Annotated in this window: 15 protein-coding genes and 1 tRNA gene; 9 read left to right on the top strand and 7 right to left on the bottom strand. The window is 42.0% G+C overall.

Annotated elements, in window-relative coordinates:
• Positions 1-398 precede the first annotated feature (398 nt).
• The 8 genes from ACOCD9_RS02875 (at position 399) to ACOCD9_RS02840 (ending at position 6066) form a co-directional block, all read left to right on the top strand.
• Positions 399-884, top strand: a complete 486-nt coding sequence (locus ACOCD9_RS02875; protein WP_287701406.1) for a DUF29 domain-containing protein — start codon at positions 399-401, stop codon at positions 882-884.
• A 105-nt stretch (positions 885-989) separates the two neighbouring features.
• Positions 990-1889 (top strand): lysophospholipid acyltransferase family protein, encoded by a 900-nt coding sequence (locus ACOCD9_RS02870; RefSeq protein WP_104396522.1) that lies wholly within the window; start codon positions 990-992, stop codon positions 1887-1889.
• A 141-nt stretch (positions 1890-2030) separates the two neighbouring features.
• Positions 2031-2807, top strand: coding sequence for a 3-oxoacyl-[acyl-carrier-protein] reductase (gene fabG, locus ACOCD9_RS02865; RefSeq protein WP_287701412.1), 777 nt, complete (start codon positions 2031-2033; stop codon positions 2805-2807).
• A gap of 240 nt (positions 2808-3047) precedes the next feature.
• Positions 3048-3815, top strand: coding sequence for a proteasome-type protease (locus tag ACOCD9_RS02860; RefSeq protein ID WP_002754509.1), 768 nt, complete (start codon positions 3048-3050; stop codon positions 3813-3815).
• A 31-nt stretch (positions 3816-3846) separates the two neighbouring features.
• Entirely contained in the window at positions 3847-4584 is a 738-nt protein-coding gene (locus ACOCD9_RS02855; RefSeq protein WP_104396523.1) for a sulfite exporter TauE/SafE family protein, read from the top strand.
• A 119-nt stretch (positions 4585-4703) separates the two neighbouring features.
• Complete coding sequence (locus ACOCD9_RS02850) at positions 4704-5123, top strand: tetratricopeptide repeat protein (RefSeq protein WP_002748977.1); 420 nt, start codon at positions 4704-4706, stop codon at positions 5121-5123.
• Positions 5116-6003: a M48 family metallopeptidase gene (locus ACOCD9_RS02845; protein WP_419546321.1), complete on the top strand. Its 888-nt coding sequence runs from the start codon at positions 5116-5118 to the stop codon at positions 6001-6003. The genes ACOCD9_RS02850 and ACOCD9_RS02845 overlap by 8 nt, the downstream gene beginning before the upstream one ends.
• Positions 5982-6066 (top strand) — tRNA-Leu (locus ACOCD9_RS02840). Before ACOCD9_RS02845 ends, ACOCD9_RS02840 begins: the two co-directional genes overlap by 22 nt.
• Positions 6067-6845: 779 nt before the next feature.
• Here the strand turns inward: ACOCD9_RS02840 and ACOCD9_RS02835 are convergent.
• Complete coding sequence (locus tag ACOCD9_RS02835) at positions 6846-7316, bottom strand: type II toxin-antitoxin system VapC family toxin (protein ID WP_004159431.1); 471 nt, start codon at positions 7314-7316, stop codon at positions 6846-6848.
• Positions 7313-8080 carry a hypothetical protein gene (locus tag ACOCD9_RS02830; RefSeq protein WP_419546320.1) on the bottom strand — a complete coding sequence of 256 codons (768 nt, stop codon included), beginning with the start codon at positions 8078-8080 and terminating at the stop codon, positions 7313-7315. Before ACOCD9_RS02830 ends, ACOCD9_RS02835 begins: the two co-directional genes overlap by 4 nt.
• Positions 8081-8379: 299 nt before the next feature.
• Between ACOCD9_RS02830 and ACOCD9_RS02825 the strand changes: the two genes are divergently transcribed.
• A complete protein-coding gene (locus ACOCD9_RS02825) occupies positions 8380-9273 on the top strand; it encodes a DNA adenine methylase (protein WP_002736931.1) in 894 nt (297 codons plus the stop codon).
• 9 nt (positions 9274-9282) lie between these two features.
• Here ACOCD9_RS02825 and ACOCD9_RS02820 read toward each other — a convergent pair whose 3' ends face one another.
• The 5 genes from ACOCD9_RS02820 to ACOCD9_RS02800 all read right to left on the bottom strand — a co-directional run bounded on the left by ACOCD9_RS02820 (position 9283) and on the right by ACOCD9_RS02800 (position 14125).
• Complete coding sequence (locus tag ACOCD9_RS02820; protein ID WP_419546319.1) at positions 9283-10110, bottom strand: restriction endonuclease; 828 nt, start codon at positions 10108-10110, stop codon at positions 9283-9285.
• Positions 10091-10351, bottom strand: a complete 261-nt coding sequence (locus tag ACOCD9_RS02815; RefSeq protein WP_039900197.1) for a helix-turn-helix domain-containing protein — start codon at positions 10349-10351, stop codon at positions 10091-10093. The genes ACOCD9_RS02820 and ACOCD9_RS02815 overlap by 20 nt, the downstream gene beginning before the upstream one ends.
• A gap of 113 nt (positions 10352-10464) precedes the next feature.
• Positions 10465-12471: a transketolase gene (gene tkt / locus ACOCD9_RS02810; RefSeq protein WP_419546318.1), complete on the bottom strand. Its 2007-nt coding sequence runs from the start codon at positions 12469-12471 to the stop codon at positions 10465-10467.
• Positions 12472-12553: 82 nt separating this feature from the next.
• Positions 12554-13804: a beta-ketoacyl-ACP synthase II gene (gene fabF / locus ACOCD9_RS02805; protein WP_287701397.1), complete on the bottom strand. Its 1251-nt coding sequence runs from the start codon at positions 13802-13804 to the stop codon at positions 12554-12556.
• Between the two features lie 69 nt (positions 13805-13873).
• On the bottom strand, positions 13874-14125 hold the full coding sequence (locus ACOCD9_RS02800) for an acyl carrier protein (protein WP_287701395.1): 252 nt from the start codon (positions 14123-14125) through the stop codon (positions 13874-13876).
• Between the last annotated feature and the right edge of the window lie 151 nt (positions 14126-14276).

Here is a 14276-nt window from a genome sequence, read left to right as displayed (position 1 = left end):
CCTCCCCTTTTAAAGGGGGAAACCGAAGGCGAGGGGATTGCGTAAACCGTCCTCTATTCCTTCAACCACGCCAAAAAATCTCTCTACTCGTGCTTAGAAATTAATTGAATGGAAACATCCTTTCCCTAGCTGAGAGACTATCGGTCTTAGAGTCGTTTCTAGCGTTGGGTTTCATGCTTCAACCCAACCTACTTTGAAGCGCACCGCAGCACAGGAGGAGTGTAAAGTCAACTATTTTGGCGAAAATTAATCTTTTTTACATTTATTTAGGGATAATGGCAGTTAGTTACTGTAAGGAGGGACGGTAATTTTTCCCGTGTCAATATCAAAATTAGGAGAAAGTGGCCTAATATATATATGAGGGTGCTTATTTCCTATTAAAAACCGCCAACAACCCAATGAAAACTTTAAATCAGAATCCCTGGCAAGTAGAGGGAGGAGAAACCCTGCCCCTACTTTACAAAATTGATCAACATCTTTGGTTAGAGGAAACAATAAAAATCCTCAAGGAAAATCGCTTAGATGAATTAGATGTAATCCATTTAATTGAGGAATTAGAAAGCTTGAGTAAAAGAGATAAAAACCGAGTCAGTAGCTTACTTGAACAAGTGATCAGGCATTTATTACTTTTACAATATTGGACAACAGAAGCAGAAATAAATCGGAATCATTGGCGAGCGGAAATTATCAGTTTTCGCACGCAATTAAGAAAATATTTAACGACGAATTTACAGAATTATTTAGCTGAGGAATTACCGATAATCTATCAGGATGCTTTCGATTATGTTCAACAAAAAACTGGTTTTTCTGGCGATTTTCCCTCAGAATGTCCTTACAGTTTAGAGCAATTATTAGATAAAAATTGGTTCAACTGTGAAGATTAGACATTAAAAATGATAGAATTATCGAGGAAAGCCGTTCTAAAATGGCGGGTTTTTTAACCGAAATTTGCGATAATAAGATGCGATTAAATTATCAACTGGGCATCAATGCAGATTTTTAGTTCTTTTGTCTCATCTACGGCCACTTTTGCCGAATTATCCCTACAAGCGGCCAAGGCCCCTGTTGATACCCTCACCGGTTGGTCATTAGAGGATCGCGATCCGCAAGTGATCGAAAAATTTGTCCCCCTTCTGGATTGGTTTTATCACCATTATTTTCGGGTTAAAACCGATGGTTGGGAAAATATTCCCCCCTCAGGACAGGTATTATTCATCGGCTCCCATAACGGCGGTTTAGCGGCTCCTGATATGTTTATGATGATGTATGATTGGTTTCAACGCTTTGGCAGCGAGCGCTTAGTCTATGGTTTGATGGATTCGCGAGTCTGGCGAGTTTTTCCATCCCAAGCGCATCTAGTGGCCCAAATGGGAGCCATTCATGCTCATCCGAAAATGGCGATCGCTGCTTTAAATAGTGGCGCTAGTGTCTTAATTTATCCAGGGGGTGCTACGGATGTTTTCCGTCCCCACAGTTTAAGAAATAAAATTCATTTTGCCGGTAATCAAGCTTTTGTTAAACTAGCTTTACAGTACGAAGTGCCGATTATTCCCGCCATTTCCCACGGCGCTCACTCGACCCTGTTTGTCCTCGAAGATATTTATCCTCAATTAAAAGAATTGCATAAACAGGGTATGCCTTGGCCTTTCGGTATTGACCCCGGGACCTGTCCCATCTATTTCGGTTTACCCTGGGGACTAGCTATCGGTCCCCTGCCGAATATTCCCTTACCCGTACCGATACAGACGCGGGTTTGTCCCCCAATTATTTTTGAACGTTACGGCAAAAAAGCAGCCCGGGACCGCCGTTATGTACGCGAATGTTATGAGAAAGTCTGTTATTTGATGCAGCAGCAACTCGATCAATTAGTGGCAGCCAATTCTCCCTGATACTATAGAGGAAAGTGGGGACAAAGCGATCGCACTTGAGGATGGCTGCGGTCAGATTAACCCGCTTGTGAGATAATGAATTGTTTTGAGCAAAGTTATCAGTACAAAGTTTTCTCTTGAGATTTGACGATTATTTGGGGAATGCAGAAAATTATGAAACTATTACCCGCAGAATGCCAGCATTTACAAGACAAAGTAGCCATAGTAACTGGGGCCTCGCGAGGGATCGGTAAAGCGATCGCCTTGGAATTAGCCAGCCAGGGTGCTACTGTAGTGGTGAACTATGCTAAATCTAGCAGTGCTGCCGATGCCGTTGTTGAAGAAATTACCGCGGCCGGGGGAAAGGCAATAGCTCTACAAGCAGATGTGGCTAAAAGCGAAGAAGTGGATAACTTAGTGAACAGTACCAAGGAAAAATTCGGTCATATTGATGTCTTAGTTAATAATGCCGGTATTACCCGGGATACCCTGATGTTAAGAATGAAATTAGAAGACTGGCAAGCGGTCATCGATCTCAATTTAACCGGAGTTTTTCTCTGCACTCGCGCCGTCAGTAAATTGATGTTAAAACAGAAAAGCGGCCGCATAATTAACATCACTTCTGTATCCGGTTTGATGGGTAATCCGGGTCAATCTAATTACAGCGCCGCTAAAGCCGGTGTTATCGGTTTAACGAAAACTTTAGCCAAAGAATTTGCCAGTCGAGGCATCACTGTTAATGCCGTGGCCCCCGGCTTTATTGAAACCGATATGACTAATGACCTCAAAGCAGATGAAATTCTCAAATATATCCCCCTCTCCCGTTACGGAAAACCGGAAGAAGTCGCCGGAATGGTGCGTTTTTTAGCCGCCGATCCCGCCGCTATTTATATCACTGGTCAAGTCTTTAACGTCGATGGTGGTATGGTTATGGCTTAATTCAGTTATCAGTTATCAGTTATCAGTTATCAGTTATCAGTCATCAGTGATTAGTTATCAGTGATTAGTTATCAGATTAAAGTTTTAAGTTTTAAGCTTTAAATGATATTATTCACCGCTCAGTCTTCACTCTTCACTCTTCACTAATTACTGTTCACTGATTACTGTTTACTGATTACTGTTCACTGATTACTGTTCACTGATTACTGTTTACTGATTACTGTTTACTGATTACTGAAAATGACTTACTGTTTAGGAATTATCAATCGTTTTGGCATTGTTATGGGGGCGGATTCTCGCACGAATGCGGGAGTCGATTATATCTCGGCCTATCGGAAATTATTTGACTTTTCGGTATCGGGAGAAAGAGTAATTATGGTCTGTACATCGGGGAATTTATCGATTAGCCAAGGAGTGATTCACGAACTAAAAAGAGATCTGCACAATCAAGAGGATAAAAATCTCCATTCTCTGACTCATCTCTACGATATCGCCCACTATATCGGTGATAAAAGTCGTCAAGTACAAGCTAGGGAAAGAACTTGGCTAGAAAAAGATAATATTGATTTTAAATGTAAGTTTATTCTTGGGGGACAAATTAAAGGAGAAGAACCGCAATTATTCATGATTTATCCCCAAGGAAATCATATTCAAGCCACCAAAGAAACGCCCTTTTTACAGATAGGTGAAACTAAATACGGTAAACCGATTCTTGATCGTACCATTACCTATGATACACCCCTAGAGGAAATGGCCAAATGTGCCTTACTTTCCATCGATTCGACCATGAAATCGAATATTTCCGTCGGACCGCCTATCTATTTGAGTATGTATGAAGCTAATAGCCTAAGCCTACGTCATAAGTTACAATTGCGCCTAGGAGATCCCTACCTAGCCAAAATGCGGAAACTCTGGGAAGATTACGTCCGGCAAGCTTTCGAGGCTATGCCCAATGTGGAATGGCATTATACCGATGAAGATCCCAAAGAAGATATCATAATAGATTAAGTAACTCTTTGTGAATTAACCTTACAACTCGATGATCATTGTTACCTTGATGTTGGCAGGTAGTCTAGCTTGGTTTTTTAGTAGCCTTGCTGGTGGGGGCAGCCCCCTGATTCTACTCCCCGTTTTAGGTTGGTTTCTCGATGCTGCCGTCATTCCTCCGGTTTTGACCACGGGGATGCTAATCGGTAATGTCCAACGCATGGGAATGTATTGGCGCGCCATTGACTGGCCCTCGACGGTGTGGTATTTACCCGGGGCAATTATGGGATCTACCCTCGGCGCTTTTGTGTTTGCCCATTTACAATTCAAATGGTTGCCGCTAGTTTTGGGAATTTTTCTGGTTTTATCCTCGCTTAAACAATTATTTCCCCAACAAGAAAATCCTTTTTTTGAGATTAAAACTTGGTATTTTATGCCCTCGGGATTTATCTACGCTTTCCTGTCAGGATTAGTCGGTAGTACCGGCCCGATGATGAACCTATTTTATATTAACTATGGGCTAGTTAAAGAACCAATGGTGGCAACGAAATCCGTTCATATGGTAGTAGTTCATGTGGCCAAATTAATCGCCTACGCAGCTTTTGGAGTTTTACATCTGCCTTTTCTTGGTTACGGTTTATTGTTAGGATTAGCAGCCTGGCCAGGCAATTGGTTAGGACAAAAAGTTTTAGAAAAAATGAGTCCCCAGCAATTTAAACAAGCAGTGATGTTATTCGTTTCGATGAGTGGCCTATTGATGATCTGGCGAGAACGCGGCATCGTCTTTTAAAATTTTGCTGACAAGGGGACAAATTTTGCTAGAATACTAAATAAAGGCAAATTGTACTAAAACAGTGTAATACGCCGATCACCGTTAGATTTGCTCCTTGATTAACCCCCTAGCTGAAAATGACAGAAATCGCCAATTTTACCCTCGAACAAGGTTTAGAACGCTACCAACAGGGAGAAAACGCTGCCAGCTTATTGCCCGAATTTAAAGAATTAAGCGATCGCAGTCCTAAAAATGCCGCCGTTTGGTCTTGTTTAGCTTGGTTATATATGCTCACCGATAAACCGGAATTAGCCCTAAAAGCCGCCCAAAAAGCCGTTAAACTCGATAAAGTTTCCCCCCAAAACCGGATCAATTTGGTTTTAGCTATGTTGGAAACCAAAACCGCCGGAGTTAGGGAACATATCGAACTGGTGCAACAATTAATTAGTTTAAACAAAGAAGTTCGCCAAGAAGTGGATGAAAATATCGCCGATGGTTTAGCTAGAAAACCCGATTGGAAAAGTTTAGAACGCGTTAAAGTTTGGTTAAATGAATAAGAATATGGAATTATCAAAACAGTTATTACTAGGCTTAAAAGCCAATGATTTTCGGCATCCCATCGACCTAGAGGCGACTAACTCCCTTAAACAGTTGCCCGGTTTAGATATAGCCGTGAGAAGTTTGTTAGGTTCCGTCGCTGAGGAATTCTTTTACTTAAATAATATTGCTGCTAGTGTTTTGGTGGGGGAAAAACAATTACCCGACCTGCATAATCTCCTCCTAGAAGCTTGCCGAATTCTCGACTTAGAACCACCTCAATTATACATTCAACAAAACCCCGTTCCTAACGCCTATACCTTCGCCATGCGCGGCAAAAAACCGTTTATGGTGATGCACACTTCCCTAATTGAAATGCTGACTCCCGCAGAAATTCAAGCGGTAATGGCCCACGAATTAGGTCATCTCAAATGTGAACACGGCGTTTATCTGACTTTAGCCAATATTATGGTTCTGGCGGCGGGATTACTGCCCAATTGGGGGACAATGTTAGCACGATCCCTACAGGAGAGAATGTTAGCATGGGTGCGCTGCGCCGAGTTTAGTTGCGATCGATCCGCTTTATTGGCAGTTCAAGACCCAAAAATCGTCATGTCGGTGTTAATGAAGTTAGCCGGAGGTTCCCCCAGTCTCGCACCTTTATTAAATTTAGAGGCTTTTATCGATCAGGCCAAGTCCTACGATGCCGTCAGTGCCTCGGAAATGGGCGAAATGTTAAAGGGTTTGCAAACCCAACAGTTAACCCATCCCCTCCCCGTCCTGCGTGCGCGAGAAATCGATCGTTGGGCCAGTTCCCCCGATTATCAAAATTTGTTAAAGGGGCCAAAAATGGGTTATAATAATAAAATTAATGCCAAGGGCGAATGGCGAAATTGGTAGACGCACCACACTCAAAATGTGGCGAGGCAGCCCCTCATGTCGGTTCGAGTCCGACTCCGCCCATTAAAATGACAAAAACCAAGCATAAGAATTTATGGTGCGTTACCGCAATTCTAACCTAGTGTCAGCATTCTTCCCTCGCTTTTAGCGATGGCATGAATGATGATCAGTATATAGACAATTCCCGAAAGCTGTGTTGTAATATCGGCATCCTGATTTGGAGAATAATCGATGTCAGAATACTCAAAACCTTTCGACAACATAAAAAAGACTAAACTGTTTAAGGATAATCAAGCTGGGGCAAGAGTAGGGCTGGCTGGTGGAGCTTGAGCAGCTATAGCCTTAGCAGGAATGTTACCATTTACAGCCCCTGTCTTAACTTTTTGCGGGCTTGGCGGGATGCTGGCCGGAATGATGACAGAACGCAGTATAAAAAAGGAGTTGACAAAATTACTGGTAAAAATAAATAATCCCATCAGACAAAATAAATAAAATTTTGGGATAATTAGGGATGAAATTACAGTTGTGATCCTGGCATTTCTGGCGAGAACAATTGATATTATTGGTTTGATTTGCTGTTAAATCTTTACTCCTGACAACGTACATTTTAAAAGGGCTTCTTCTTGATTATTAATATTAATTTTCCTTAAAAATATTTGCTCTTTTGGTGTGGGCTTCCAAACAAATAGTCCTGTTTCTAAATTGGTCTGAAAAAAAGCATTGGCAAGAGATGTAATTACTAAATCAAAATCTGTTTTAATATGAAGGTATTCCTATCAATTTAGACCTTTTGTGTTCGGTAATTCGATTTGTAATTTTCCTGCGCGAGAATGGGTATTTTTTCAAAAAAGATCAAGTTGAACTTCAAAAAAAGGTTTTCTAATTATTAAAGGAGGATCACCGATTTCTCCAGAGAGTTTCAGCAAGCCATCATCAAAAGTATCTAAAACATCCACTCTGGCTTTAATTGCCGTCGCCACATGAGTTGCATCTTTAGGTTTTAGTGCCTGATATTGCCACATCAATTCTCTGGCTAGTTCGCCAACTTTTCTGTCCACATCATAAATATAAATCCACTCATGTCGGAAAAAATCTCTGATTTTTTCCTCACTTTCTTTAGGTAATTTTGGCTGTCCTTTTTCTAATTTCACCACTTCAATAAAAGTAAGAGCAGAAGTCACAATTATTACCTGACCATTTTCAGCTGCTTTGAGAACAGAAATACAATCATTAATTTTATCCTTTTCATTTTTCAGGAAAGCTAAAAAAACACAAGAATCCCAGTAGTGTAGCTTTTTTGTTGGACGAATCACTTACTTCCTCCCCAAATTCCGATCATTTCCTCAATGGTAGGTAAATCTTTTTCCTCAGGAAAAAGATCAATTGACTCAACTTTAATCCCGATTTTTTCCCCATCTTCTCTAGAGGTAACTATCCCCGATACAGAGACTCTTTTTTCTAGATATTCTTTGATATTATCAAGTAAATTTGGTTCAAAGTAACATTTAACACTTTTATTAGTCAATAAATTGTAAACTCTAAAAATAGGTTGACGACTTACATCAATAGCTTTAAGCACACCTTCTACAGTACCAAAACTTTGATATTTTCCCCCGATAATTTCATCAACATTAGCAATCAAAGCTTGATTCAAGTCGATACACCTCGAATCAAAGCCCAATTGCACCATAAACTCATCTCTTTTTGCCAATATTGCTAATGATCGCGCACTTTCTAAAGCTCGATCAGAAAAATACTCAGGGCGAATCGGATGTTCTAAAATTGTTACTATTCCCCTTTCTACAGTCTTAATAACTTCAGAAATTTGACTAGGTGTAATCTGATCTTGAGGCATTCCTTCTAAAGTAAGATGAATGCTGCCACTATGAATTTGAGAGATTCTCCAATTTATCAGGGGGCGATTTTTGTTAGCAAGGGTTTTATCTACTTCATGGAGTAGTATTGCTAATTGTTCTTGAGCCTTGATAAATTTATCAAAAGACAACAGTGAGCCTTCTATATCTAGTGTTAGGCTCTTGATTGTTTCCTTCGATATAGGGCTTTCCCCTTTAGTCATGGCTCTAGGAATCGTGATAATTATCTCAAGTGTAAAGGTTTTGGCTAACTACTAAAGCTTCCTACTTTACATTTTTACATGAACTAACCCTAAAGCCTAAACTAGGTTGACCTATAACCACAAAAAAACCCGCTGGCGCGGGCTTTTTCCACAAAACCAAAGTTTTAATTAACCTAACAACGCTTTTGCCTTCGCTACCACGTTATCCACGGTAAAACCGAACTTCTCTGACATTCCTAGATAAAATATCGTAATTTTGTTAAAATAATCTCAAAGAAAAGCCTCTAAAATCAAAGGTAATGTCCAAAATCGCTAAAAAACTTAGTAATTCTCCTTTTCGTTATCCTGGCGGTAAATTTTATGCCCGTAAGCTAATCTTAGCTTGTCTTCCTAGTCACCATAAGTATTGTGAACCCTTTGCGGGGGGAGCATCTATATTCTTTGCTAAGGAAAGTGTAGCAGAGAATATTCTCAATGACAAAGATGAGGAATTAATGAACTGTTATCGACATATCAAAGATCATCTTGATAGTCTAATTGAATTATTAAAAGATCTAAACGCTACCAAAGAATTACACAATTATTATAAAAATGAATTTCAACCAGCCAATGACCTAGAAAGAGCCATGCGTTGGTATTATCTAAATAGAACTTCCTACTCAGGAATTATGAAACTTGAAAATTGTTATTGGGGCTATGGTGATAAGTATTCTATGCGTCCTGAAAACTGGCCTTCTCACCTAAAAACTACTTCGGAAAAACTGCAAAATGTCAATTTATCTTGTTTAGATTTTGAAGATTTAATCAATCAATTACCCGATGATTACTTTTTATTTGTCGATCCTCCTTACTTTCAAGCAGATCAAAATAAATTCTATTCCTGCTTCTTCAGTCTAGAAGATCATGAAAGGTTATGTAAGACGTTGAAAAAACATCAACATCGATTTAAATTTCTTTTGACTTATGATAATTGCTCCGAAATTAGAGAAATGTATGATTGGTGTATTTCTTTACAAGATAATGAATGGAATTACACTATTAATCGAACTGATGATCAAAAAAATGGTTTAAAATTAGAACATGGTTATCAGAGTGAAAGACGCAAGGGCAAGGAGGTATTTATTGCTAATTATGATCTTCAGAAACCTGCAAGATTTACACCTCTACAATTAAGTTTATTCGATGTATCTTGATTCCTAATTTTAATCAAGTAAATCCTCTATTTTTTTGATCGGGAGCCATGGTTGTAGAGGTTCAGCCGTATTAACATCAAAGAAAATTTTGGGATAATTAGGGATGAAATTACAGTTGTTATCGTGGCATTTCTGGCGAGAACAATTGATATTATTGGTTTGATTTGCTGTTAAATCTTTACTTCTGGCAACGTACATTTTTAAAAGGGCTTCTTCTTGATTATTAATATTAATTTTGCTTAAAAATATTTGCTCTTCTGGTGTGGGATTCCAAACAAATAGTCCCGTTTCTAAATTGGTCTGAAAAAAAGCATTGGCAAGAGATGTAATCACTAAATCAAAATCTGTTTCAATATATTGATCTTTGTGAATATTTAGGCTTGTTGAAGGTATTCCTATCAATTTAGACCTTTGTTCTGCTGCTTTGTCTCCTAAGGTTCTTGATCTCATACATTTGACTTCAATAAAAGGTCTGATACCTCCCTGAAGACGGAAACTACCTTTTTTGGCTAACTTACATTCAGCAGAGTATTTTTTGGCGTTTTTTTGATTGATAATAGCTACATCTATATCGTGATAACCGGCTTGAGGATTTAACCGAGGATTAGTAACTAAATAATTATTCGCGAGTATTTTTGACAGTTCATCTTGTACAGTGAACTCAAAAAACTTGCCACGAATCATAGGAATAACTTTTGGATCATTGAGAACTTCTGTAATATATTTGATATTCAAACTATAACTCTTACAAAAACTTTCTATTTTTTCAAACCATTCCCATTCAAGCTCGTTATCATGCAAAAACTGCTCAAGCAATTTAATTAAATCTTCTGACATCATCAGTATTTACATCGGAATTTATAGACATAGTGTTAAAAAGCTCCGAAAGACTTATGTTTAATGCTCTACATAAAGAAATCAAGCATAGTAAAGAAGGATTCCTTTTACCACGTTCAAGAAGACTGATGTAAGTTCTATCCAAATTGGCCGCTTCGGCCAACCTTTCTTGGGATAAACCCTTTTGAATGCGAGCATTATGTAAACATCTGCCAAATTGAGCTAAATTGTCCTTTGCCATGCTTCGATTAAACTGCCTGACGTGACCCCTAGTCCACTGACTGACAGTCACAATAGAAAAACAAAAAAATGAGCCAGATTTTTCTGACTCATTACAGCTAAGATTTCAGGTAATTAACCTAACAACGCTTTTGCCTTCGCTACCACGTTATTCACGGTAAAACCGAACTTCTCTAGAATCACACCTCCTGGAGCAGAAGCGCCGAAGGTATCAACCCCCAACACATCCCCCTCATCGGTGATGTAGCGATGCCAACCCATAGTTGAACCCGCTTCCACCGCGAGACGTTTTTTCACTGCTTTCGGCAATACCGATTCTTTGTATTCTGCCGATTGTTCCTCAAATAGCTCCCAACAGGGCATAGAAACGACGCGAGCTTTAATTCCTGCTTCTTTCAACACCGCAGCCGCTTTATCGCAGAGATACAACTCGCCCCCCGTACCGATGAGAATGACATCGGGAGTACCTTCACAATCGGTGATAATATAAGCACCTTTAGCCACACCCGCAAGGGAAGTTCCCGCTAAATTGGGCAGATTTTGACGGGATAATGCTAGTAACGTCGGGCGCTTAGTTTCGCTCACCGCTACTTTATAAGCACCGGAAGTTTCCGTACCATCTCCCGGACGCATGACTAACAGGTTAGGAATAGCGCGCAGAGAAGCAACGTGTTCCACGGGTTGGTGAGTCGGTCCATCTTCCCCTAAGGCAATGGAATCGTGAGTCATTACCCAGATGACGCGGGTTTCTGACAATGCCGATAAACGGATAGAATTCCGCATATAGTCGGTGAAAATCAGGAAAGTCGCCCCGTAGGGAATCAATCCCGTGTTATGGAGAGCAATACCGTTACAAATCGCCCCCATCGCGTGTTCCCGCACACCAAAATGGACGTTACGCTCCTGATAACTGCCTTTTTGGAAATTACCAAAATGCTCTAATTCGGTGTAGTTAGAGTGGGTTAAATCCGCCGAACCACCGATTAAACCGGGTAAAACCCCCGCAAGGGCATTTAAGCAGATTTCCGAGTGTTTACGACTAGCCAGGGCCTTATCTTCGGGTTTATAAACCGGTAAAGCTTGCTCCCAACCTTCTGGCAGTTGACCGGTGGTTAACTGTTCAAATAAAGCCGCTTCTGCGGGATATTTGGCCTGATATTCGTTAAATAACTTATTCCAGTCCGTTTCTGCCGTCGCTCCCTTGTCCACTGCTTGCCGGAAACGATTTAACACCTCATCGGGAACCACAAACGGCTCGTATTCCCAACCTAATGCTTTCCGGGTTAACTCGATTTCCGTTGCTCCTAAAGCTGCCCCGTGAACATCGGCGGTATTAGACTTATTGGGGGAACCATAACCGATGGTGGTGGTGATTTTAATCATCGAGGGTTTATCGGTGACAGCTTTGGCCGATGCGATCGCATTGGCAATGGCATCTAAATCGGTGTTACCATTCTCCACGTGCTGAACGTGCCAACCGTAGGCTTCAAAACGCTTGCTCACGTCTTCGGTAAAAGCGATATCGGTGGAACCATCGATCGAGATATGGTTATCATCATAGAGAGCGATTAACTTGCCTAAACCCCAGTGACCGGCTAAAGAACAAGCTTCCCCGGAAATCCCCTCCATATTGCAACCATCACCCAAAATCACATAGGTGTAATGGTCGATAATTTTGGCATCCGGTTTATTGAAACGGGCCGCTAAATGGGCCTCTGCTAGGGCCAAACCGACACCATTGGCAATCCCTTGACCCAGAGGACCGGTGGTCACTTCCACCCCTTCCGTGACGAAATTTTCGGGGTGGCCGGGGGTTTTCGATTTCCACTGCCGGAATTGTTTAATTTCCTCTAGGGGGACGCTATCGTATCCGGTCAGGTACATCAAAGCATACTGCAGCATACAACCGTGACCGGCGGAGAGAACAAAACGATCGCGATTGACCCATTGGGGGTTTTTCGGGTTAAAACGCAGGAATTGATCCCAGAGGACAAAGGCCATGGGAGCGGCTCCCATGGGCAGTCCGGGGTGTCCGGATTTAGCTTTTTCCACGGCATCCACCGCTAAAAAACGTACCGCATTAATACAAAGTTCTTCGAGGGATTGGGAGGCGACAACCATAATGTTTTTTAGAATGAACTACAAAAATAAGACCAGGTTAAAGAGGGAGCCACTCACAGATTACTCTTTCAGGGGCATCGACTCAAGCATATTTTCTAAAAGCTAAGGTGACGTTATGGCCGCCAAATCCAAAGGAGTTGGAGAGGGCAGCGTTAACTATCTGCTGACGACTTTCGTAGGGGACGTAATCGAGATCGCAATCGGGGTCGGGATTGTCCAGGTTGAGAGTCGGGGGAATCCGATCATTAGCGATCGCCATTACCGTGGCCACGGCTTCAATGCCGCCAGAACCGCCTAAAAGGTGGCCTGTCATCGATTTGGTGGAACTGACGGGGATTTTGTAGGCCGATTCTCCTAAAGCTTTTTTAATCGCCTTGGTTTCCGTGGGATCATTGGCCCCTGTACTGGTGCCGTGGGCGTTGATATAGCTAATTTCCGCCGGAGTTAAACCGGCATCTTTGATCGCTAATTCGATCGCTCTGGTGGCCCCACGACCGTCGGGAACCGGAGCCGTCATGTGATAGGCATCGCAAGTCAGACCATAACCGATCATTTCGGCGTAAATCCGCGCCCCACGAGCCAAGGCCGTTTCTAATTCCTCTATAATCAGGATTCCTGCCCCTTCCCCCATGACAAAACCATCCCGATCCTTGTCAAAGGGACGACTGGCCCGGGTGGGGTCATCGTTGCGGGTGGACAGGGCCTTAGCGGAGGCAAAACCAGCCAATCCTAGGGGGGTAACGGCGGCTTCCGTCCCACCGCAGATCATCCCTTTGGCCAAACCCCTTTGTACTAGACGAAAAGCATCGCCGATGGCATTGGAACCGGCGGCGCAAGCGGTCACGGTACAGTTACTCGGTCCCTTGGCTCCCGTATGGATAGCGGTTAAACCAGCGGCCATATTGGCAATCATCATCGGGATCATGAAAGGACTACACCGGCTCGGACCTTTTGTCAAGTAAATTTCCTGTTGATCCTCCAGCACTTTTATGCCACCCACGCCCGTACCAATTAGTACACCTATATCATCGGCATTGAGAGCGTCGATAACTAATCGAGAATCTTGCAGTGCTTGCAAACTGGCGGCGACGGCAAATTGAGCGAAACGGTCCATCCGCTTTGCCTCTTTGCGATCCACATAGTCGTGGGGGTCAAAACCCCGCACTTCCCCAGCAATGCGACAAGCGTGACGGGAGGCATCAAAGTGGGTGATTAAACCAATGCCACTTTTGCCGTTGATTAAGCCTGTCCAATAGTCGGCTAGATTATTGCCGAGGGGAGTGATCGCACCCATCCCCGTGATGACAACCCTTTTTAATGGCAATTCTGTCATGTTTGTTCAAAAATAAGGGCAGATTTTGCCCCAGATATTTAATCCTAATTGTCAATTTTCCCGCAATAATTAGGCGGTTGCTCCTACTTTCTCGTTAATATACTCGACAGCTTTGCCCACAGTGAGAATTTGTTCGGCCGCTTCGTCGGGAATTTCAATATCAAATTCTTCCTCTAAAGCCATCACTAACTCGACCACATCAAGGGAATCCGCTTTCAGATCATCAGCAAAGCTTGCTTGGGGGGTAACTGTACCCGGATCCTCTACTTCTAATTGTTCCACAACAACTTTTTTAACTCGATCGAAAATGTCTGCACTCATGGATGTCAATTTTTATCCGCTGGTTTACCGGACTCTAGCCTCTAGGGTCTGGGGAAATGGGGCGGTGTTACCATTTCCGACAATAAATTTCGGTTAGCTTTTTCACTGACCATTTTTCATCTTACTGGAAGTTGTTCCCCTCTTGATGAAG

Origin of the sequence: Microcystis sp. (assembly GCF_048564745.1) — a bacterium.
Taxonomy (GTDB): Bacteria; Cyanobacteriota; Cyanobacteriia; order Cyanobacteriales; family Microcystaceae; genus Microcystis; species Microcystis ichthyoblabe_A.
This window is presented reverse-complemented; position numbering and strand designations above follow the sequence as displayed.